Source organism: Geodermatophilus nigrescens, assembly GCF_900129495.1.
Classification (GTDB): domain Bacteria; phylum Actinomycetota; class Actinomycetes; order Mycobacteriales; family Geodermatophilaceae; genus Geodermatophilus; species Geodermatophilus nigrescens.
In genome coordinates this window covers 1,406,660-1,426,315 of sequence record NZ_FQVX01000001.1, presented here as the reverse complement: position 1 = coordinate 1,426,315, position 19,656 = coordinate 1,406,660, and the positions used below count along the sequence as shown (strand labels likewise).

Sequence of the window (19,656 nt, the reverse complement as noted above, 5' to 3'; positions counted from 1 at the left end):
GCACTGCCGTCCCATCAGCTCCAGCTGGTGGAGAGCCGCACATCAACGCCGTGGTCGTTACGGCGAATGGCGACGTGGTCGCACAGTTGCCGAGCAAGCCAGAGTCCCATACCGCCGGCGGAGAGGTCCTCGCCATGCGCCGGCCCGTACCCGGCGAAGGGATCGTCCAGGCCAGTGCCGGAGTCGCGGATGGTCGCCACCAGCCGACCGGGCGCGGCCCACAGCCGCAGGCCAGCGGGGGGTGTCCCGTGCCGGACGGCGTTGGAGGTCATCTCGTCGACGGCCAGGAGGAAGTCCTCCAGCACGTCGTCCGGTCCGTCGACGGTGGTCAGCCAGGTGCGCACCCGGCGGCGCAGGCCGGTGTAGTCGCCGATGTCGTCGTCGGCAAGCGCGGGCGGGGTGGACTCCAGCGGCTCAGAGGACATCGGCAGGGTGCGCAGGTAGGTGGCCGGGTCGACGAAGTCGGGGCTGGCCGTCCACCCTGAGGTGGTGACCAGTCGCGGGTGGGTCTGCCGGACCGAGTCCAGGATGGGCGCGGGCAGCGCAGCGTCGAACACGCACAGGCCCCACAGCGGCCAAGGGCGTAGAGCGGTGTTGATGACCGCCTCGTAGGCCTGCCACTCCCGCCAGTCCGCGGGCGTGGCGCCGTAGTCGGTCTCACCGACGACGCGCAGCCGGCGACCCGCCGGAGCGTGCTCCTCGGCGTACCGGCGAAAGGCCGTGAGGGCCGTCGGTGTGCGAGCCCGGTAGAGGGCGTGCCGCTCGACGACGAACACCCGCGGGTCGTTCCCGACAGCGTCGCGCAGCGGGCCAGCGGTCATGGGTCCGGTGGCGATGAGCGCGGCATCGCCGGACGCCAGCCCGTCGAGCAACCATGGAGCCGCGATCGCAACGAGTTCGTCGACGTCGGCGTAGACCAGTGCGTCGTGCCGGTATCCCGGTGGAGCGCTGCCGGCAGCCGGGCCCAGGCCGCCGGCAGGTGGCACGGTGTTCTCGCGGTGCAATGCTGGTGTCTCCCCGTGGTCCTGACCGGTGCGGTAGGGCCGACGCACGCGAGGGCACCCGGGACCTGTCTACCCCGCCTCAGTGCGCTCACGCTGCTGCCACAGCGTGATCCGCCGGACCGGGCGGAATCGACCATCAAGTGCTACTCGCGTCATCCGGCAGCACACGCGCCGGCACCGCTCCGCGGCGCTGGCCGACAGCACCGCTCTCCGACGTCGTGGAACCGGGGCCCGAAACGTAGGCGCCCCACCCGCCCACAGCCGACCGGCACGGCATCGGCGTCCGTCCTTGCGCAGGGACCGACGCGCCCGCCGCAATCCGCCTGCCGACCTCCTGCCCTGGCGGGTGAGCAGCGGCGGCTACAGCTGCAGTCGCTGCTCCCGGCCGGTCGCCCACTCCAGGACCACGATGCTCGCGTCATCCTGCAGCTGGTCCGCTTGGTACGTCAGCAGGCGGCGCATCAGCCGGCGCACCATCTCCGGTGCGGGGTCCCCGGCGGCCAGGCCGGAACTGATGAAGTCGGCCAGTCGCCGCTCGCCGAAGAACTCCCCGTCCGGCGAGCGGGCCTCGGTGATCCCGTCGGTGTAGAGCAGCAGTCGGTCACCGGGCTCCAGCCGGACCTCACACGCCACCGGCTTGCCGTCCTGCAGGCCCAGAGGCCTCGAAGGCGGGCACCGTGGCGGAGCGATCGGCGACGTGCCGCGCAGGATCAGCGGCTCGGGGTGACCAGCGTTGATCCACCGCAGCCGGCCGGTGGACAGGTCGAGGCGGGCGATGACGGCGGTGGCGAACTGGCTGCCCGTGAACTGCCCGGCGATGGTCGCGTCGATCTCCGCGGCGATGTCGGGCAGGTCGAGCATGTTCCGTCGCGCGTGGCGATAGGCGCTGATCGCGACGCTGGCCAGGATCGCCGCCGGTAGTCCGTGGCCGACGGAGTCGATGACCATCAGGTCGGCGAGGTCGCCATTGACCGCGTAGTCGAAGGAGTCCCCACCAACGTCGTAGGCCGGCTCGAGTCCTCCGGTGATGACCACCCGGTCGGCGCCGAACGTCAGTGGCGGCAGCAGCTCCCACTGCATCTCCGCCGCCAGGCTCAGGGTCTTGCGCCGCCGGAGCCGGGCGAACACGTCGGTGTAGGCGTCGTTGACCACCACCAGCTCGGCGATCAAGCTGATGAAGGCTCGGAGCCGCGCCTGCAAATCGTCGTCCGGGGCTGTACGCAGGGTCAGCTCGGCCACGCCGAGGCGCTGCACCCCGTTGAGCAGTGGCATCCACAGCCGCACCCTGCCGTCGGCGACACCGGTGAGCACCTCCACCCGGGCGAACGACCGCCCGGCCAGCGTGCCCTCGATGAGCAGCTCCTGCCGCTCCGGCACGCCCTCCCCGGGCAGGGGCAGCAGGGTGACCTGCTCGTAGTCGGCCAGGTACAGCACCGTCTCGGCGATCCCCAGCGCCCGGCCGTGTGTGGCGACGGTCGCCGCCAGTGCCGCTGGGGCCATCAGGTGCGCGGCCCGCAACAGCGAGCTCAATGGGTCAGTCACCGAGCTCATCCGTCCATCGGGCGATCACGACCTCGGCAGCGTACGCATGCCGCGACTCTCGTCCGCGGCACTGCAGAAGCCCCCTGACATGAGGCGACACACCTCATGCACTGTCGGATCCCGCAATCCGTGGTGACGAGAAACCGGAGGGCCGTCGGCGACCCTGCGGCATGCCAACCAGGGGATCAGCGGACCATCGGAGACGACGAGCAGAGACGGAGCGTCGGCGCCGCAACAGGGCGGAGGGGGTGCTGAACGAGCCGAAGCGTCCAGGACCGGGCGAGGCCGAGTTGCCCTTGCCGGGACGACGTGACGCGGCCCGGCACTGCGCGTGGTGCGGCGGACCCATCACCCCACGTAACCGCGGCCCGATCCCCAAGTGGTGCTCGGCCACCTGCAGGCACCGGGCGTGGGAGCAGACCCGGGCTGCAGCATCGGGTCGGGCCGCCGTGCAGGTCGTCGAGCGGCGCGTCGAGGTCCCCGTCCCCATCACCGTCTCCCCGGCCCGCCGCGACTGGCCCGGCCTGCTCGCCGAGCTCGCACACCAGATCGACGACGGCCGTATCTACGACCGCGACCTGCTGAACCTGTCTGACGCCCTCAGCACCGTGCTCGCGGCGTACGAGCGGCGCTCTCACGTGCGGAGCGGCGCAGTGGAACGCGAATCACTGGAACGGTCTCGCCGGCAGGCCCTCACCCCGTTTCACCGACGCTGAAGCACGGCAGACGCGGTGGGACGTCCCTGTCGCCGACCTAACGGCACTACCCCTCATGTCGAGGGCGGGCTCCTCCTCGGCCTGGAGGATCACCGGAGAGACGGGGCCCGCGCATCCTGCCTGACCCTGAGCGTTCTCAGCCGGCTGGCGGCGAACTGGAGGAGGCGTCGCGAACATCCATCAGCAGCCGTCGGCAACCGTGGGCGGATCTCCACGTTCGTGCTCTCTCCGCCCCATCTCCGCTCCAGGAGGACACCCTGATGACGGATCGCACCGCACCGGATCCCGCGTCCGGACTGCTGACCCTCGCCGAAGCTGCCGACTACCTCCGCGCGCCCATCGCGACGCTGCGGTACTGGCGGCACCTCGGCATCGGTCCGGCCGGCTTCCGCATCGGACGGCGGGTCATGTATCGCCGCAGGGACCTCGATCTCTGGATCGACGGCCAGCAGGACGCCGAGTCCGCGCGGCGCTGACCGGTGGCACCCGTCGGCCTCGGATCGACCCCTCGCACCCACGAGACGCCCACAGGACGCCCACAGAAGGCCCGTGAATCACCATCTCAGGTCAACGACGGTTAACACTGAACATGCAGGTCAACCCGGCATTCGGCACAAGCCGCGCAGGTGACTGAGGACCTCCGGACGAGCTCATAATCCCTGGGTCGTGGGTTCGAGCCCCACCCGCCCCACGCAGGGAACCCCAGGTCAGACGCGCTTCGCGGCGACGCTCGCGACCTGGCCCTCGTGGATGGCACTCACCCACTCCCAGCCCGGCTCGGGCGAGACGAGCCGCGGGTCGCGGGGGTCGCGGCCGTCGCGGAGGGCGTGCACGTAGGCGCGGTCCAGGTCGAGCCGGGCACGCGCCTGGCCGGCCCCGCCGACCGACCCGTGGCCCGGGACGACGACGTCGGCCTCGTCGGCCGGCGCCTCGAGCAGGTCCAGCCCGGCGAGGTAGCCCTCCACGGGATCGATGGGGCCCGGCTCGTCGAGCATCGGGACGAAGACGTCGGAGAGCATGTCGCCGGCCACGAGCACCCCGCTCCCCTCGACGAGCAGCGCCGCGTGCCCCGGCGAGTGGGCCGGGTGCTCGACGACCCGCACGCACGGCCCGTCCCACGGCACCTCCGACACCCCGGCGGGCAGCGCGGTGACCAGGCCGTACAGGTCCAGCGACACCTCGCCGGCGAGCTCCTCCGGCAGCCCCTCGGCCTCGCGGGCCTCCCACCCGGGCGCCGACCGCAGCTCTCGCAGGACCTCCGCGCACCGGGCCGTCCCGTAGCGCGGCGCCCCGCCGAGCGCGGCGTGCCACAGCACGTGGTCCCAGTCCGGGTGGGTGGAGAAGCCGGCCGCGACCCGCTGCCCCGCCGCGGCGAGGTCGGCGGCGAGGCAGGCCATCTCGGCGTCGGTGATCCCGGCGTCGACGACCAGCACGCCCGACGGGCCCTCCACCACCACGGTGTTGTTCCGCAGCAGCTCACTCCGGTGGACCAGGACGCCGTCGGCCACCCGCGTCAGCACGACGCGGCCTGCGGCACGAGGCGGTCGAGGACGACGGCGTCGTCGACCGGCGCAGGAGGCGGCTCGTCCGCGGGCGCGTCCTCCCGGGCCGCGGCGTAGGCCGCGCTGAGGCGCCGGTAGGCGGGGCTGGCCAGCGCCGCCAGGACGACGACGACGCCGATCAGCCCGGTGACCACGAACACGAGCGCGATGCCCCGGTCGGCGCCGGTGCCGAACCAGCCGCCGATCGCCCGCGCGCCGGCGCCGTCGGTCATGAACGGGATGACGACGAACTGCGTGAAGGGCGCCATGAGGAAGGCGGTCAGCGGGGACGCCGCCTGCTCGACGCTCTGGGCGAACCCGAACACCCGGCCCTGCCGCTCGAAGGGCACCACCCGCTGCAGCACCGTCTGCTCGGCCGCCTCGGCGAAGGGCATCACGGTCATGAAGACGGCCATCGCGACGGTCAGCGTCAGCACCGACGAGACCAGCGGGAACAGCATCGTGACGGCCCACATCGCCGCGTTGACCAGCAGCAGCACCCGGATCGGACGGCTGCCCAGGCCGACCCGGGCCACCAGCAGCCCGCCGACGATCATCAGCGCCGACAGCCCGCCCCACAGCAGGCCCCACGCCTGCACCGACATCAGCGACAGGCCGTAGGGGTCCATCAGCGCCATGAAGGCGCCGCCGAGGAAGTTGTTGAAGCAGCTGAACAGGATCAGCGGCAGCAGGCCCGGCACGCCGCGGACCAGGCGCAGCGTCCCGCGCAGGTCCACCCCGGCGCCCGCGCCGTCCCCACCTGGGGCCGAGGCCGCCGGGCGGTCCTCCGGGACCCGCACCAGGGTCAGGTGGCCGATCGAGAGCACCAGGACGGTGAGGGTGAGCGCGAGGACGGCGGCCATGCCGCCGAAGGCCACCAGCAGTCCGCTGATCACCGAGGTGACCAGCATGGACAGCCCCGACGCCGACCCGGCCAGGCCGTTGGCCCGGTCCCGCCGGTCCTCCGGGACCAGCAGCGTCACCAGCGTGGGCAGGGCGATCATCCGCGGGTTGCCGGCGATGACGCCGAGCATCAGCAGGACGACGAAGACCCACAGCGACAGGCTGCCCGCCGTCGTGAAGGACTCCGCCGGCGTCACCAGGTACACCGCGAGCGCCAGCGCGTAGAACGCCGTCGACGCCGCGGCCGAGGCCTGCAGGACCGTGTGCTTGCGGTGGTGGTCGACGAGGCTGCCGAACCAGATCCCGGTGCCCGCCGTGGCCACCAGGAAGATGCCGGCGATCATGCCGGTGGCGAACACCGAGCCGGTCTCGAGGAACACCCAGAAGGTGACCGCGAACCAGACGGTGTAGTTCACCACCGACACCAGCACGTTGTTGACCAGCAGGTGCGCGAACACCCGCTCGGGTCCCGAGCGCAGGTCCAGGGCGGGTGCGCGGTCGCTCACGGTGTCCTCCTGTGGTGGGCACCGGGTCCGCGGGCGGCTCCGGTGCGGTTCAGGAGTACAGACCGCGCGGCGGGCGCCGACTCATCGGTCCGCTCAGCGGACGACGCGGTGGTGCAGGTAGACGACGCCGGTGCCGAAGGTGCGCGTCTCGACGAGCTCGAGGTCCACCCGCCGGGCGTGGTGGTCGAAGAAGGGCAGGCCGCCGCCGGCCAGCACCGGGAAGACGCGGATGCGGTACGCGTCGATCAGCCCGAGGTCGGCCACCTGGGCCGCGAGGGTGGCGCCGCCGATGGCGATGTCGCCGTCGCCCGGCTCCGCCCGCAGCCGCTCGATCTCCTCCGCCAGGCCGCCGGTGGCCAGGCGCGCGGCGCCGCGGACGGACGTGAGCGTCCGGGAGAAGACGACCTTCGGCAGCGGGTTCCAGAGCCCGACCCACGTGCGCCGGTCGCCGTCGAGGCCCAGGTCCTGCGCGGCGTCCTCCCAGTACAGCATCGTCTCGTAGAGCCGCCGCCCCATGAGGTGCACGCCGACGTCCTGGATCTCCTGGATGGAGAACCGGAAGACCTCGTCGCTGAACCCCGGCCAGGCGAAGTCGCCGTCGGGGCCGACGACGTAGCCGTCGAGCGAGACGCCCATCGAGTAGGTGACACGGCGCACGGGCGTCCTCCCAGGTCACGGCTCCGGCCGGTGTGGCGGCCCCGCGGACCCTCCCGGGCCGGGACGCCCCCGGTCAAGCGACCGGATCGGGCACCCTGGCCCACCTGCGGGCGCTCCTCGGCGACGCCGGCTTCGGCGACGTCGCGACGCTGCTGCAGAGCGGCAACGTCGTCCTGGCGTCCGACCTGCCGGGCTCCGCCGTGGGGCGGGCCGTCGAGGAGGCGATCCGGGAGCGCCTCGGCATGGACGTGGCCGCGGTCGTCCGCACCCGCGACGAGGTGCGCGCGGTGGTCGACCTGGACCCGCTCGGGGAGGTCGTCGTCGACGGGTCGCGCTCCCTGGTGGCGTTCATGGCCGAGCCGCCGGGGCCCGGCCTCGCGGAGCTGCTCGGCTCCACCGAGCCGGGCGACGACCGGTGGGCCGTCGTGGGCCGCGAGCTGTACCTGTGGTGCCCGCACGGGCAGATGGACAGTCCCCTCGTGACGGCGCTGGGCAGGGGCCGGGGCGGGCCGGTGACGACGGTGCGGGACTGGAACACCGTGCGGGAGCTCGCGGCGCTGCTCGACCGCTGACCGCCGGCCGGCGCGGCCGTCACCCGACCGGGGCGTTCCGGGCGGGTGACGGCGGGTAGTGCGACCGCCCGCCACCCGGACCCGGGCGGCGACGACGAACGGGGAGGCACCGTGGCCGGCACGAGCGGCAAGGGCAGCGACACCGCGAAGAAGGCGAACAAGAAGGCGAAGGACGAGGGGAAGAAGAACCCCCGCACGAGCTCGGCCGCCCAGAGCGAGCTCGGCAAGAAGGGCGGCAAGAAGAAGAAGAAGAAGAAGTGACCGGCGGGGGCCCGGTCAGCCCGGCCGGCGGGCGGTGACCGCCACCTGCGGGTGCCCCGACGCGTCGGCCGGCAGCCGCAGCTCCGCGACCGGCTCCAGGCCGGCGTCGGCGAGCATCGCGGTCAGCTGCCCGGGCAGCCACAGGTGGGTCGTCCAGGTCACCGGCACGCCGCCGTAGCCCTGCGTGCGCACCAGGTCGCCCTCCCCCACGTGCGTGCCGACGAGCACCTGCCCGCCCGGCACGAGGGCCTCGGCGAAGGACCGCAGGACGGCGGGCAGCACGTCGCGCGGCAGGTTGAACAGCGACCACCAGCCGAGGACGCCGCCCAGCGACCCGTCGGCCAGGCCGAGGTCGGTGGCCGGGGCGACGTCGAACCGCAGGCCCGGGTGCAGGCGCCGCGCCTGCGCCACCATCCCCGGCGACAGGTCCACGCCGGCGACGTCGACGCCGAGACCGGCCAGGTGGGCGGTGACGAACCCGGGGCCGCAGCCGACGTCGAGGACCGGGCCGCGCTCCCGCACGGTCTCGGCGAAGGCGCCCAGCACGGCGCGCAGCCACGGGTGCGGGCCGAGCTCCCCGGCTCTCATCGCCACGTAGTTCGCGGCGACCCGGTCGTAGGAGGCGCGGACGGCGTCGAGGTCGGCGGGCGGGTCGATGCGGCGGGGCACGGCCGGGACCGTAGGGCGCCTCACCGACGGAGCCGGGCCCACCACCGGTCCCACACCCGCTCGGCCGCGCCGGTGAGCGGCCCGTCCTCCCCGAGCCGGGCGGCCACCACGGGCGGGGGCGTGCCGCCGCGGAAGCGCATGAGGCCGGCCCGGCAGGCGGCGTCGAGCTCGCCGGGCGCGGCGGCCAGCAGCTCGGCGCCGAGGCCGCCGAGGGTGACGACGTCGGGGTCGAGGGCGTTGACCAGCCCGGCGACGCCCCGGCCCAGCGCGGCGGCGACGGTCGCGACCGCGGCCCGGGCGGCGTCGTCGTCGCGGGCGAGCACCTGCCGGGCGTAGGTCACCGGGTCGCGCGGCTCCGGGGCGTCCAGCAGCCGGGCCAGCGCGCCGCCGTCGACCGCCGTGCCCCAGCACCCGCGCGCGCCGCACGCGCAGCGGACCGCGGGGTCGCCCATCGGCAGGTGGCCGAACTCCCCCGCCGCGCCGCGCGCGCCGCCGAGCAGCCGGCCCGCCTCGACGACGGCGCCGCCGAGGCCCGCGTCGACCCGCAGGTGCAGCGCCAGCCGCGCGTCGACGGCGGCGCCGCGACGGGACTCGGCCAGCGCGGCGAGGGTCGCGTCGTTGTCGGCGACGAGCACCCCGGCGTCGGGCCACACCGACCACAGGTCGACGTCGGTCCAGCCGAGCACGGTGGCGTCGAGCCACCTCTCGTCCAGGACGATGCCGGGGCCGGCCAGGCCGAGCCCGCGCACCCGGTCGCCGAACCGCGCGCGCAGGTCCTCCACCGACCGGCGCAGCTCCGCGAGGACGGCCCCGGCGGGCTCCCCGCTGTGCCGCCCGGACAACCCGGCCACCGACGCCCCGCCGAGCTCGACGGCGTCGACCCGCCACGACTCGTGCGTGACGACGGCGGCCAGCACCAGCGGCCCCTCCGGGTGGGCGGTGAGCCGCCGGGTGGGCCGCCCGCGGCCGACGGCGGGGACCACCGGCCCCTCGGCGAGCAGCCGCTCGCCCACCAGCCGGCCGACCACCTCGGCCGCCCCGCCGGTGCCGATGCCGAGCACCCGGCTGGCCTCGGCGCGGGTCAGGCCGGGCCGGGCGTGGACGGCGGCGAGCATCGCGACCGCCCGCTCGGGCAACGCGCCCACCGCCACCTCCCATTTTGCTCTGACGCGGAGTCTAATGGGGAGGTGACCTCCGCCCCCGCGACGACCGCGCCCGCCCGCCCGGACGGGGGAGCCCGCGTCCCGGTGGCGCTCGGGGTGCTGACGCTGGCCGTCTTCGCCGCCGTGACGGCCGAGATGATGCCGGTCGGGCTGCTCCCGATGATCGCCCGCGACCTGGGCACCGGCGAGGACCGGGTGGGCCTGCTCGTCTCCGCCTACGCGGTGGTGGTCGCCGCGGCGTCGCTGCCGCTCACCGCGCTGCTCGCCCGGTGGTCGCGGCGGCGGGCGCTCACCGGGCTGCTGGTCACCTACGCGGTGGGCAACGCCGTCTTCGCCGCCACGAGCGACTACGGGGTCGCGGTCGTCGCGCGCGTGCTCGCCGGGCTGGCGCACGCCGGCTTCTTCTCCGTCGCGGTGGGCGCCGCCGTGGCGCTGGTCCCCGCGGCGCGCGCCGGGCGGGCCACCGCGCTGGTGCTCGCGGGCGTGACCGTCGCCTTCACGGCGGGCGTCCCCGCCGGCACCGCGCTGGGGACGGCGGTGGGCTGGCGATGGGCGTTCGCCGGGATCGCCGCCGTCCTGCTGGCGCTCGCGGTCCTGGCGGCGACCCTGCTGCCGGCCGCCCCGCCGCCGGCCGCGACGTCGCCCGCCCCGCTGCGGCAGGTGCTGCGCCGCCGCCCGGTGCAGCTGGCCGCCGCGCTGACCGTCGTCGTGATGCTCGGGCACTACACCGCGTTCACCTACGTCTCGCCGGTCCTGCGCGCGGCCGGCGTCGGCGAGGGCGGGGTGAGCCTGGTGCTGTTCGGCTACGGCGCCGCGGGGGCCGTCGGGCTGGCGCTCGCCGGCGTGCTGGCCGACCGGTTCCCCCGACGCGCGCTCGCCGTCACCGTCGCGGTCCTCGTGCTCGCTCTCGGCGTCATCGGGGTGCTCGGCTCCTCGGCGGCGGTCACCGTCGTCGCGACGGTGGTCTGGGGCGTGGCCTACGGCGCGCTGCCGACGCTCACCCAGACGGCGGCCCGCAACGCCGCCCCCGACGCCGGCGACGCGGCCCCCGGTCTCACCAACGCGACGACGAACGTCGGCATCGCCGGCGGCGGCGTGATCGGCGGCCTGCTCGTCGCCGACGCGGGCGCGCTGGTCCTCACCGCCGCCGCGCTCGCCGCGGCAGGGCTCGCCCTGGCACTGGTGCGCCGCTGACCGCGGGTCACCCCGGAGGGGGCAGCACCCCGTCGAGCACCTCGTCGAGCCACGCGTCGTACTCGTCGTCGGTCATCGGGCGGGCGCGGTCCAGCGCCTCGTCGAGCTGTGCCCGCGGCGCACCGGAGGTCGTCGTCACGCCGACCCATGTCGCGCCGTCGCGGGTGAGCAGCTCGCGCCAGGTCCCGGCGGTGCGCAGCCAGCGGTCCTGCCCGGCCGGGGTGCAGGAGCCGACAGGCTGGTACCCCGCCGGCGTGAGGACCTCCGGAGCGGCGCACGGGTCGGCGACCGGCGCCCCGGTGCCGGGCGCGGGGCCGTCCCCGCGGGAGAGCCACAGCTCGGGCTCGAGGGCGCCGTCGGCCGGGCGGTACGGCGTCCAGACGAGGTCACTGCCGGTGGCCTGCGGGGTCCCCTGCCGCAGACCGTCGACGTCGGTGACCCACGGGTGCGCCGTCGTCCCGACCTCCGCGCGCACCTGCTCCTCCGCGTGCCGGCGGGAGCCGTCCACCGCGGCGGGCACCGCGACGGCGGCCACGGCGACGGCGACCGCGAGCGCGGTGACCACCCGCACCGGCCCGCGCCACTGCAGCGCGGCCACCACCGCGTACGGCAGCCCGGCCGCGGCGTAGCGCAGCGGCACGGGCAGCACGGCGTCGAGGTCGGCGGCGATCGCGACGGCGGCCAGCACGACGACGGCGAGCGTGCCGAGGACGCCCACCGCGGTCCCCCGCCCGGCCGACCCCTCGGCCCGCGGGCCGGCGGCCCGGTCGAGCACTACGGCCAGCGCGGACACCGCCGCCACGAGCACGCCGAGGACCGGCAGCAGCACCGGCCACCCGCCGAACAGCGCGCCGACCACCAGGGGCGTGCCGGCGAGGGCGGCACCCGTCCCGAGGACCCCGGCCAGGGCGGCGTGCCGGAGCGCGTCCCGCACGGGGCGACGCGAGGCCGGGGCGGGGGGCGGCGGGGCGAGCACGGCGGCAGTGTGGCAGCCGAGGGTGCGGGGAGCCGGTCGCCACGGGCCCCGCGACTGCCGATGACGTTGCCGTGCGCAACCAGCGACCGACCGTCCTGATCACCGGCTGCTCCTCCGGCCTCGGCCTGGAGACGGCCGTCGAGCTCGCGGCGCGCGGCCGGCACGTCGTCGCCTCGATGCGCGACCCCGGGAAGCGGGCCGCGCTCGACGCCCGCACCCGCGAGGCCGGCCTCGACCCGCTCGACGTCGTCCAACTCGACGTCACCGACGCCGGGTCGGTGGCCCACGCCGTCAAGGAGACCCTCGAGCTCACCGGCGGCCGGCTCGACGCGCTGGTCAGCAACGCCGGCACCGCGTCCGGGGGCGCCTTCGAGGACACCGACGAGGCCGAGTGGCAGCGGGTCCTCGACACCAACCTGCTCGGCGCGATGCGGCTGACCCGCGAGGTGCTGCCGGTGATGCGGGCACAGCGGGCCGGGCGGCTGGTGCTGGTCTCCAGCGACTCGGCGCGCTACGGCAACCCCGGCCTGTCGCTGTACTGCGCGTCGAAGTGGGCCCTGGAGGGCTGGGCGGAGTCGCTGGCCTACGAGGTGGAGCCCTTCGGCGTCCGGGTGGTCCTGATGGAGCCCGGCAACTACGACACGGCCATCTGGGAGACGACGCCGCGCGTGGTCCCGCCCGACAGCGCCTACACCGGCCTGCTCCAGGCGGTCGAGCGGTTCGTCGAGACCGAGCACCTGCCCCGCTCGCGCGACCCCCGCGAGGTGGCCCGCGCCGTCGCCGGCGTGCTCGAGGCCCGGCGCCCGCGGTTCCGGGTGACGGTCGGCCCGGACGCGAAGCTCGCCACGGTCCTCGGCGCGCTCCCCCACCGGGTCACCGCGGCCGCCGTCCGGCGGGTCACCGGCCTGCACCGCTGGCGGCCCTGATCCCCACCGGCCCCTCAGCGGTCCCTCAGCCGCCGCTCAGCGCGGCGCGCTCCCCTGTCGGCACCACCCGCGACAGGAGGACCTCGTGCACGTGATCGTCGTTGGCGCCGGCATCGGCGGGCTCGCCACCGCCGCCGGCCTGCAGCGGGCAGGCACGCGGGTGACCGTCCTGGAACGGGCACCGGGCGCGCGGGTCGTCGGCTCGGGCCTGTCGCTGTTCGGCAACGGGCTCACCGCCCTCGACGTCCTGGGCCTCGGGGACGCCGCCCGCGCGGCCACGGGCCCCGGGCACCGGCTCCTCGCCGGTCAGCGCCGGCCGGACGGCTCCTGGCTGTCCCGGACCCCGCCGGACGCGGTGCGCCGGCTGCGGGTCGTCCACCGGGCGGACCTCCACCGGCTGCTCGAGGACGCGCTGGCCCCCGGAACGGTGCACTGGGGCTGCGAGGTCACCGGGGTGGACGACGACGGGACGGTCCGGCTGCGCGACGGCGCGGAGCGGGCCGACGTCGTGGTCGCCGCCGACGGCATCCGCAGCCGGGTGCGCGCGGGCTGGCCGGGCGACCCGGGCCTCCGCTACGCGGGCTACACCGCCTGGCGGGGCGTCACCGCGGTCCCGGTCGACCTGCGCGGCGCCGCCGGGGAGACCTGGGGTCGCGGGCTGCGGTTCGGGATGGCTCCGCTCGCCGACGGCCGCGTCTACTGGTTCGCCGTCGCGTCGGCACCGGCCGGCGGGCGGGCCGACGACGAGCACGCCGCGGTGGCCCACCTGTTCGCCGGCTGGCACGAGCCGGTCGGGGAGCTGCTGGCGGCCACCCGCCCGGCCGACGTCAGTCGCTCGGACGTGCACGACCTGGCGGGACCGATGCCGTCCCTCCGGCGCGGCCGGGTGGTGCTGCTCGGCGACGCCGCGCACGCGATGACGCCCGACCTCGGCCAGGGCGCCAACCAGGCACTCGAGGACGCGGCCACCCTGACCGCGCTGCTGTCCGGCGGCGGCCCGGGTCTCGACCCCGACGAGGCCCTCGACCGCTACGACCGGCTGCGCCGGCCGCGGGTGCGGCGGATCGCCCGCCGGGCGCGCGCCGTCGGCCGGGTCGCCCAGGCGCGCGGGTCGGTCACCTCCCGGGTGCGCGACACCGTCTTGCGGCTCACCCCGCCGTCGGCCGCGGGCCGGCAGCTCGCCGCCGTCGAGGCCTGGGCGCTCCCTCACGCCTGACGGTCGTCAGGGCCGCACCAGCGGCACGAGCACCTCGTCGACCACCCGCACGACGACGTCGTCGGTGATGGGGTCGCCCGTGACGAGGAAGCGGTGCCAGAGCACCGACTGCCCGAGCTCGCGCAGCAGGTCCACCGGGACGCCGGGACGGACGTCGCCGCGCGCGACGCCACGGGCGAGCAGGCGCGCCATCTCCTCCTTGCGCCAGCCGATGACGCCGTCCCGGAAGGCGGTGGCGAAGGCCGGGTCGGTGGCCATGGCGGTGACGACGGCGTGCACGACCCGGCTGCCGGGCCCGGTGAGGACGGCCGCCCAGCCGCGCATGACCGCGAGCATGTCGGTGCGGTAGCTGCCGGTGTCCTCGGCGGGGATGGCGGCGGTGGCCTGCCGCAGCAGCACGTCGCGCAGGAGGGCGGCGCGGTCGGGCCAGCGCCGGTAGAGCACGGGCTTGCTGGTCCCGCACCGGGCGGCGACCGCCTCCATCGTCACCGCCGCCGCGCCCTGCTCGACGACGAGCCCGACGACGGCGGCCTCGATCGCGGCCTCCAGCTCGGCGCCGCGGCGGCGCGCGGGCCGGGCGACGGGGGACTCCACGGCCATCCCGACCTCCCGTGCAGGAAACGCTTGCGTATCTCCGGACGCCACCCTAGCGTCCGCCGCGCGAGATACGGTCGCGTTTCCCCAGGAGGAGTCATGGCCCTGCCGCTCGTCGTCCCGCTCCGCACGCCGGACACCGCCACGGTCCGGTACGAGGAGCACCCGCACGGTCGCCGCCGCGTCACCATCGACCACGCACCGCTGGAGGGCGTGACCCCGGACCAGGTGCTCGACTGGTTCGGCTCGCTGGGCGCGACGATGGACTACGACGGTGGGGTCGTGTCGCGATACCTGGCCTGGCACCCGCTCGACCACGTCCGGTGGGAGCTCGCCCGGCCGGCGCCCGGTGGCGGCGCGGCCGAGGGCGCCCGCTTCCGGATCGTCGAGCGCTTCGCCGGCCGGCCCGAGTACGCGATCGACGTCGTGGAACGGGTGGAGAAGCTCGACCGGACCGGCATCCGGCTCGTCCAGCGGATCGGCGGCGCCGTCGTCACCCAGCTGGAGCACACGTGGTCGGCCGGGCGCGGGCGCACCCACTACGTCAGCGTGCTCGACCTCGGCGCGCGCGGCCCGCTGTCCGCGCCGGTCAACCGGGTGCTGCGGCGCCGGTTCCCCGACCCCATGGTGCGGGCCTGGGTGCGGCACAACGTCGAGGAGGTCGGCCGCCTGGAGCTGCTGCTGCCGATGCTGGCCGGCGCGCCGGCACGCGCCTGAGGCGCGCGGGGTGCCCGGCCTGGACCTGTGCCTGCTGGGACCGGTGACGGCGACCCGCGACGGGCGGCCGCTCGACCTCGGCGGACCGCGGCCGCGTGCCGTCCTCGCGGTGCTCGCCACGGCCGTCCCGGCGAGCGTGTCCGACGGCGGGCTGCTCACCGGCGCGTGGCCGCCGGGTGCGGACGCGCGGCCGGGGACCCTGCAGCACCACGTCTCCCGGCTGCGGCGCGGCCTCGGCGGGGGCGTGACCCGCCGGGGCGGCGGCTACGCGCTGGACCTGGACCCCGGTGCCGTCGACGCCGTCCGGTTCGCCCGCCTCGCGGCCGGGGGCGCCGCGGCCCTCGCGACCGGCTCCCCCGCGGTGGCGGCGACCACTCTGGGCGGGGCGCTCGGGCTGTGGCGCGGCGAGGCGCTGGCGGGCCTCGCCGACCTGCCAGGCCTGGCCCCCGCGGCCGCGCGGCTCACCGAGCTGCGGACGGCGGCCGAGGAGGACCTGGCCGAGGCGCTGCTGCGCACCGGCCGGGTGGCGGAGGCGGCCGGGCGGGCCCGGGAGCTGACGGCCCGCTCCCCGTTGCGCGAGCGCGGCTGGGTGCTGCTCGCGCGCGCCCTGGCCGAGGGCGGCCGGCGGGCCGACGCGCTCGCCGCGCTCCGCCGGGTCCGGCGCGTCCTCGCCGCCGAGCTCGGGCTCGACCCCGGCGCGGCCCTGCTCGCGGCCGAGGCAGCCCTGCTCGCCGACCCGCCCCGTCCCGCCGTCCGGCCGGCCCGCGTGCACGCGCGGCACCGCGCACGACGGGTCCCCGCGGGCTCCGGCCCCCGGGGCCGCCGCTGACGGCACGGCCTCAGGCCGAGGCGCCGGTGACCTCCGCGGCGACGGCGACCAGCTCGTCGAGCACCCGCCGCACGACCAGCCGCTCGGCGGTGTCCGGGCGCAGCAGCGCCTCCACCCTCCGCCCGGCGCGCACGCCCGCCAGCGGGAGCAGCCGCACGCCGGGGTGGCCGCCGCCGGTGAAGCGCGGCAGCAGCGAGATGCCGTGCCCGGCGGCGACCATCGCCTCGGCGATGGAGAAGTCGTTGATCCGGTGCGCGATCCGCGGCGCGGCGCCCGACCCCGCGGCGACGGCGGCCAGCACGGTGGCCACCGGGAAGCCCTCGCGGACGGCGATCCACTCCTCGCCGACCAGGTCGCCGGCCCGCACCCGGTCGCGGCCGGCCAGCGGGTGCTCGCGCGGCACGGCCACGTCGAGCGGCTCGCGCAGCAGCGGCACGACCCGCAGCCGGCTGCCGTCACCCGCCCACTCCGCGCCGCCGTCGGGCCGGTGCGCGACCACGACGTCGACCCGGTCGGTGAGCGCGGGGAAGGCGTCCTGCGCGACGTCCTCGTCGGAGCACTCGACCCGCACCCCGCCGAGCGCCCGCACGCGGGTGAGCAGCGGCGGGAGCAGCAGCCGGGCGCCGCTCTGGAACGCCGAGACGCGCACCGTCCCCTCGGCCGCCCCGGTGAACGCCGCGAGCGATGCCCGCGCCCGCTCGACGGCCACCGCGACGTCGACGGCGGCGTCGGCCAGAGCGTCGCCGGCCGCGGTGAGCCGCAGCCCGCGCCCGACGCGCTCGGTGAGCGGGACGCCGGCCTCCCGGGACAGCGCCGCGAGCTGCTGGGAGACCGCCGACGGCGTGAGGTGCAGCACGGCCGCCGCGGCCGCGACGCCGCCCTGCGTGCGCACCGTCCGCAGCGTCTCCAAGGCGCGGACGTCCATGCAGCGACGCTACATCGTCGGTGCAGCACCTTTCGCTGGTGCTGACGCTTCGGCGGGCGCAGGCTCGACCGCGTGCCCGTCCGCGACCGCCTCCTCGCCCTCGTCGTCGCCGTCGTCTGGGGGCTGAACTTCCCGGCGATCCACCTGTCGCTCGAGCAGTTCCCGCCGTTCTTCCTCGTGGCGCTGCGGTTCGCGCTGGTCGCCGTCCCGACACTGCTCTTCGTGCCGCGGCCGGGCGTCCCGTGGCGGTGGGTGGTCGGCTACGGGCTCGGGTTCGGCGTCCTGCAGTTCGTCTTCCTGTACGTCGCGATGGACACCGGGATGCCGACCGGGCTGGCCTCGCTGGTGCTGCAGTCCTCGGCGCCGTTCACCGTCGTGCTCGCCGGGCTGCTGCTGCGCGAGCGGCTGACCGGCCGGCAGGCGGCCGGGGTGGCGCTCGCCGTCGCGGGGCTGGCGGGGATCGCCGTCCACCGGGCCGGGCTCGACGGCGGCGCGACGCTGCTGCCGGTGCTGCTCACCCTCTGCGGCGGGCTGGGCTGGGCGCTGGGCAACCTCTGCAACCGGCAGGCCCGCCCGGCGCGGCCGTTCCGGCTGATGCTCTGGATGACCGTCGTGCCGCCGCTGCCGATGCTCGCGCTGTCGCTGGCGACGGAGGGCCCGGCGCGGATCGGCGCCTCGCTCACCACGCTCGGCACGCAGCGCGGCCTGCTCGCGCTGGCCGGGCTGCTGTTCACCGTCGTCGTCGCGACCCTGCTCGGCTCGGGCATCTGGACGGCGCTGATGAGCCGGCACCCGTCGGGCACGGTGGCGCCGTTCTCCATGCTGGTGCCGGTGGTCGGCACGGCGTCGTCGTGGCTGTTCTTCGGCGAGCGCCTGCCGCTGGTGGAGGTCGCCTGCGGCGCGCTGGTGGTGGCCGGGGTGCTGTACGGCAGCCGGCCGCCGCGGGCCTACCCGGTGGTGGACGGAGCGCCGGCCCAGGTCACCCGCAGCGCGGCGGCGTAGGCGGCCGGGTCGACGTCGCCGAGCAGCAGCCGCTGCAGGACGAACCCGAACACCGACGACATCATCGTGGCCCCGAGGTGCAGCGGGTCGGCGTCGGCCGGGAACCGGCCGGCCGCCTGCCCCCGCCGCGCGATCTCGACGAAGTAGCCGCGCATCGTGCGGTAGGCCGGGTCGACGACGGCGTGCACGCCGGGGTTGCGCAGCGCCTCGCCCCAGGCCTGGACGGCGACGCGGCTGAGGTCGACCGGCCCGCGCGTGGTCAGCTCGGCCACCATCTCGACCGCGGCCGCCACCGCCTCGGCCGGGTCCGGCGCGGCGTCGTCCTCGAGCAGCTGCTCGAAGCGCGCCGCCGCGGCGCCCACGACCCGCTCGACGATCGCGGCGATCAGCTCGTCCTTGCTGCGGAAGTAGCGGTAGACGGCGCCGGCCGACAGCCCAGAGGCGGCGATGACGTCGGCCATGCCGGTGGCCTGGAAGCCGTTGGCGGCGAAGCGGGCGGTGGCCGCGTCGAGGATCTGGTCGCGGCGGGCGGCGAGGTGGGACTCCGGGACGCGGGGCACGCCGTCCACTGTAAAGCGAACGACCGTTCTTGACGGCGGGGAGGGCGGCCGCCACACTCGTCCGGGTAAGCGAACGGTCCTTCGTTTTACTGGAGTGGTCCCCATGCCCGCAGCCCCTCCCGCCCGCGCCGGCCTGGCCGTGCCGGTGGCGGTCGCCGCCCTCCTCGCCGTGGTCCTCACGGCCTTCGCCTGGTTCGCCGTCCGCTCGGCGCCGCACGACCTGCCGCTCGCCGTCGCCGGGCCCGCTCCCGCCGTGACCCAGGTGGAGACCGCCCTCGACACCGCCGCCCCCGGCGCCTTCGCCGTCCGGCCGGTCGACGACGAGACCGCCGCCCGCGCGGCGATCGCCGACCGCGAGGTGTACGGCGCGGTCGTCGTCGGCCCCTCCGGGCCGCGGCTGCTCGTCGCCTCCGCGGCCTCGCCCACCGTGGCGGCCTCCCTGCGCCAGGTGGCCGCCGGCCTCGGCGCGACCACCGGCACGACGGTGCCGGTGGAGGACGTCGTCCCGGCACCCGAGGCGGACCCGCGCGGTGCCGGCCTGGCCGCGGCCGCCCTGCCGCTGGCGATCGGCGGGATCCTCACCGCGGCGCTCACCTCACGGCTGGTCCGCGGCCGCCTGCGGCGGGCAGCGACGGCGCTGGCCGCGGCGCTGGCCGGCGGCATGGTGACCGCGACGGTCCTCGGCAGCTGGCTCGGCTCGGTGGAGGCCGGGTGGTGGACGACGACGGGCGTGGTGGCCCTGGGCATCGCCGCCACGGCGCTCGTGTTGCTCGGCCTGCACGACCTGCTCGGCACGCCGGGGCTGGCGCTCGGGGCGGCGACCACGGTCCTGCTCGGCAACCCACTGTCCGGCCTGGCCGGCGCGCCGGACCTGCTGCCGGGTGCCTGGGGTGCCGTCGGCCAGTGGATGCCGCCGGGCGCCACCGGGACGCTACTGCGCGCCACCTCCTGGTTCGACGGCGCCGGCGCCGGGCCCGCGCTGCTCACCCTCGCCGTCTGGTGCGCCGCGGGGCTGACGCTGCTCGGCCTGGGCGCCGCGCGGGCCCGGCGGGTGCCGCCGGCGCCGGCCGCGCCCGCGCCGCGGGAGCCCGCGCTCGTCTGACCGTGCTCGCCCGACCGTGCTCGCCCGAGCGTGCTGCCGCCGTCCGTCCGGGCGGCCATGCTCGGGACGTGCGCGCCTCCC

The 19,656-nt window shown here is 76.5% G+C and carries 22 protein-coding genes; 11 read left to right on the top strand and 11 right to left on the bottom strand.

The features are described 5' to 3' along the window. Positions 1-14: 14 nt before the first annotated feature. Both BUE37_RS07070 and BUE37_RS07065 read right to left on the bottom strand, forming a co-directional pair. Positions 15-1,052 (bottom strand): sensor histidine kinase, encoded by a 1,038-nt coding sequence (locus tag BUE37_RS07070; protein ID WP_245794350.1) that lies wholly within the window; start codon positions 1,050-1,052, stop codon positions 15-17. 312 nt (positions 1,053-1,364) lie between these two features. Continuing rightward, positions 1,365-2,555, bottom strand: a complete 1,191-nt coding sequence (locus tag BUE37_RS07065; protein ID WP_073419315.1) for a PP2C family protein-serine/threonine phosphatase — start codon at positions 2,553-2,555, stop codon at positions 1,365-1,367. A 440-nt stretch (positions 2,556-2,995) separates the two neighbouring features. Here BUE37_RS07065 and BUE37_RS07060 point away from each other — a divergent pair, with 440 nt between their 5' ends. Both BUE37_RS07060 and BUE37_RS07055 read left to right on the top strand, forming a co-directional pair. Beyond that, positions 2,996-3,262, top strand: coding sequence for a hypothetical protein (locus BUE37_RS07060; protein ID WP_073419314.1), 267 nt, complete (start codon positions 2,996-2,998; stop codon positions 3,260-3,262). A gap of 260 nt (positions 3,263-3,522) precedes the next feature. Next, positions 3,523-3,738 carry a helix-turn-helix domain-containing protein gene (locus BUE37_RS07055; protein ID WP_073419313.1) on the top strand — a complete coding sequence of 72 codons (216 nt, stop codon included), beginning with the start codon at positions 3,523-3,525 and terminating at the stop codon, positions 3,736-3,738. Between the two features lie 231 nt (positions 3,739-3,969). On the opposite strand, the gene BUE37_RS07050 is transcribed toward BUE37_RS07055, so the two are convergent. The 3 genes from BUE37_RS07050 to BUE37_RS07040 form a co-directional block, all read right to left on the bottom strand. Beyond that, a complete protein-coding gene (locus BUE37_RS07050; protein ID WP_073419312.1) occupies positions 3,970-4,782 on the bottom strand; it encodes an MBL fold metallo-hydrolase in 813 nt (270 codons plus the stop codon). Then, positions 4,776-6,212 (bottom strand): MFS transporter, encoded by a 1,437-nt coding sequence (locus tag BUE37_RS07045; RefSeq protein ID WP_073419311.1) that lies wholly within the window; start codon positions 6,210-6,212, stop codon positions 4,776-4,778. The genes BUE37_RS07050 and BUE37_RS07045 overlap by 7 nt, the downstream gene beginning before the upstream one ends. 93 nt (positions 6,213-6,305) lie before the next feature. Beyond that, positions 6,306-6,869: a dihydrofolate reductase family protein gene (locus BUE37_RS07040; RefSeq protein ID WP_073419310.1), complete on the bottom strand. Its 564-nt coding sequence runs from the start codon at positions 6,867-6,869 to the stop codon at positions 6,306-6,308. Between the two features lie 32 nt (positions 6,870-6,901). Here BUE37_RS07040 and BUE37_RS07035 point away from each other — a divergent pair, with 32 nt between their 5' ends. Together BUE37_RS07035 and BUE37_RS23730 are read left to right on the top strand one after the other, a co-directional pair. Next, the gene (locus BUE37_RS07035; RefSeq protein ID WP_139252839.1) at positions 6,902-7,441 is read left to right on the top strand and encodes a DUF1697 domain-containing protein; all 540 of its coding nucleotides are present in this window, start codon (positions 6,902-6,904) and stop codon (positions 7,439-7,441) included. A gap of 111 nt (positions 7,442-7,552) precedes the next feature. Further along, positions 7,553-7,702: a hypothetical protein gene (locus tag BUE37_RS23730; RefSeq protein ID WP_175562798.1), complete on the top strand. Its 150-nt coding sequence runs from the start codon at positions 7,553-7,555 to the stop codon at positions 7,700-7,702. 15 nt (positions 7,703-7,717) lie between these two features. Here BUE37_RS23730 and BUE37_RS07030 read toward each other — a convergent pair whose 3' ends face one another. Together BUE37_RS07030 and BUE37_RS07025 are read right to left on the bottom strand one after the other, a co-directional pair. Further along, positions 7,718-8,371 (bottom strand): class I SAM-dependent methyltransferase, encoded by a 654-nt coding sequence (locus BUE37_RS07030; protein WP_073419309.1) that lies wholly within the window; start codon positions 8,369-8,371, stop codon positions 7,718-7,720. A 20-nt stretch (positions 8,372-8,391) separates the two neighbouring features. After that, positions 8,392-9,516, bottom strand: coding sequence for an ROK family protein (locus BUE37_RS07025; protein ID WP_083628385.1), 1,125 nt, complete (start codon positions 9,514-9,516; stop codon positions 8,392-8,394). 42 nt (positions 9,517-9,558) lie between these two features. Here BUE37_RS07025 and BUE37_RS07020 point away from each other — a divergent pair, with 42 nt between their 5' ends. After that, a complete protein-coding gene (locus BUE37_RS07020) occupies positions 9,559-10,728 on the top strand; it encodes an MFS transporter (RefSeq protein ID WP_073419308.1) in 1,170 nt (389 codons plus the stop codon). A gap of 7 nt (positions 10,729-10,735) precedes the next feature. Here the strand turns inward: BUE37_RS07020 and BUE37_RS07015 are convergent, their stop codons facing one another. Beyond that, positions 10,736-11,662: a hypothetical protein gene (locus BUE37_RS07015; RefSeq protein WP_073419307.1), complete on the bottom strand. Its 927-nt coding sequence runs from the start codon at positions 11,660-11,662 to the stop codon at positions 10,736-10,738. A gap of 113 nt (positions 11,663-11,775) precedes the next feature. Between BUE37_RS07015 and BUE37_RS07010 the strand changes: the two genes are divergently transcribed. Together BUE37_RS07010 and BUE37_RS07005 are read left to right on the top strand one after the other, a co-directional pair. Then, positions 11,776-12,630 (top strand): SDR family NAD(P)-dependent oxidoreductase, encoded by an 855-nt coding sequence (locus BUE37_RS07010; RefSeq protein WP_073419306.1) that lies wholly within the window; start codon positions 11,776-11,778, stop codon positions 12,628-12,630. A gap of 91 nt (positions 12,631-12,721) precedes the next feature. Then, positions 12,722-13,846 carry an FAD-dependent monooxygenase gene (locus BUE37_RS07005; protein ID WP_217651142.1) on the top strand — a complete coding sequence of 375 codons (1,125 nt, stop codon included), beginning with the start codon at positions 12,722-12,724 and terminating at the stop codon, positions 13,844-13,846. Positions 13,847-13,852: 6 nt separating this feature from the next. Here BUE37_RS07005 and BUE37_RS07000 read toward each other — a convergent pair whose 3' ends face one another. Continuing rightward, positions 13,853-14,446: a TetR/AcrR family transcriptional regulator gene (locus BUE37_RS07000; RefSeq protein WP_073419304.1), complete on the bottom strand. Its 594-nt coding sequence runs from the start codon at positions 14,444-14,446 to the stop codon at positions 13,853-13,855. A gap of 93 nt (positions 14,447-14,539) precedes the next feature. On the opposite strand from BUE37_RS07000, the gene BUE37_RS06995 reads away from it, so the two are divergent. Then, complete coding sequence (locus BUE37_RS06995) at positions 14,540-15,157, top strand: hypothetical protein (RefSeq protein ID WP_073419303.1); 618 nt, start codon at positions 14,540-14,542, stop codon at positions 15,155-15,157. A 10-nt stretch (positions 15,158-15,167) separates the two neighbouring features. Continuing rightward, positions 15,168-15,986, top strand: a complete 819-nt coding sequence (locus tag BUE37_RS06990; protein ID WP_073419302.1) for an AfsR/SARP family transcriptional regulator — start codon at positions 15,168-15,170, stop codon at positions 15,984-15,986. A gap of 10 nt (positions 15,987-15,996) precedes the next feature. Here BUE37_RS06990 and BUE37_RS06985 read toward each other — a convergent pair whose 3' ends face one another. Then, the gene (locus BUE37_RS06985; RefSeq protein WP_073419301.1) at positions 15,997-16,911 is read right to left on the bottom strand and encodes a LysR family transcriptional regulator; all 915 of its coding nucleotides are present in this window, start codon (positions 16,909-16,911) and stop codon (positions 15,997-15,999) included. A 72-nt stretch (positions 16,912-16,983) separates the two neighbouring features. Between BUE37_RS06985 and BUE37_RS06980 the strand changes: the two genes are divergently transcribed. Continuing rightward, a complete protein-coding gene (locus BUE37_RS06980; RefSeq protein ID WP_083628383.1) occupies positions 16,984-17,913 on the top strand; it encodes an EamA family transporter in 930 nt (309 codons plus the stop codon). On the opposite strand, the gene BUE37_RS06975 is transcribed toward BUE37_RS06980, so the two are convergent. Then, positions 17,859-18,473, bottom strand: coding sequence for a TetR/AcrR family transcriptional regulator (locus BUE37_RS06975; RefSeq protein WP_073419300.1), 615 nt, complete (start codon positions 18,471-18,473; stop codon positions 17,859-17,861). The two genes, BUE37_RS06980 and BUE37_RS06975, sit on opposite strands and share 55 nt — an antisense overlap. A 103-nt stretch (positions 18,474-18,576) precedes the next feature. Here BUE37_RS06975 and BUE37_RS06970 point away from each other — a divergent pair, with 103 nt between their 5' ends. Continuing rightward, positions 18,577-19,575, top strand: a complete 999-nt coding sequence (locus BUE37_RS06970) for a hypothetical protein (RefSeq protein WP_073419299.1) — start codon at positions 18,577-18,579, stop codon at positions 19,573-19,575. Positions 19,576-19,656 lie beyond the last annotated feature (81 nt).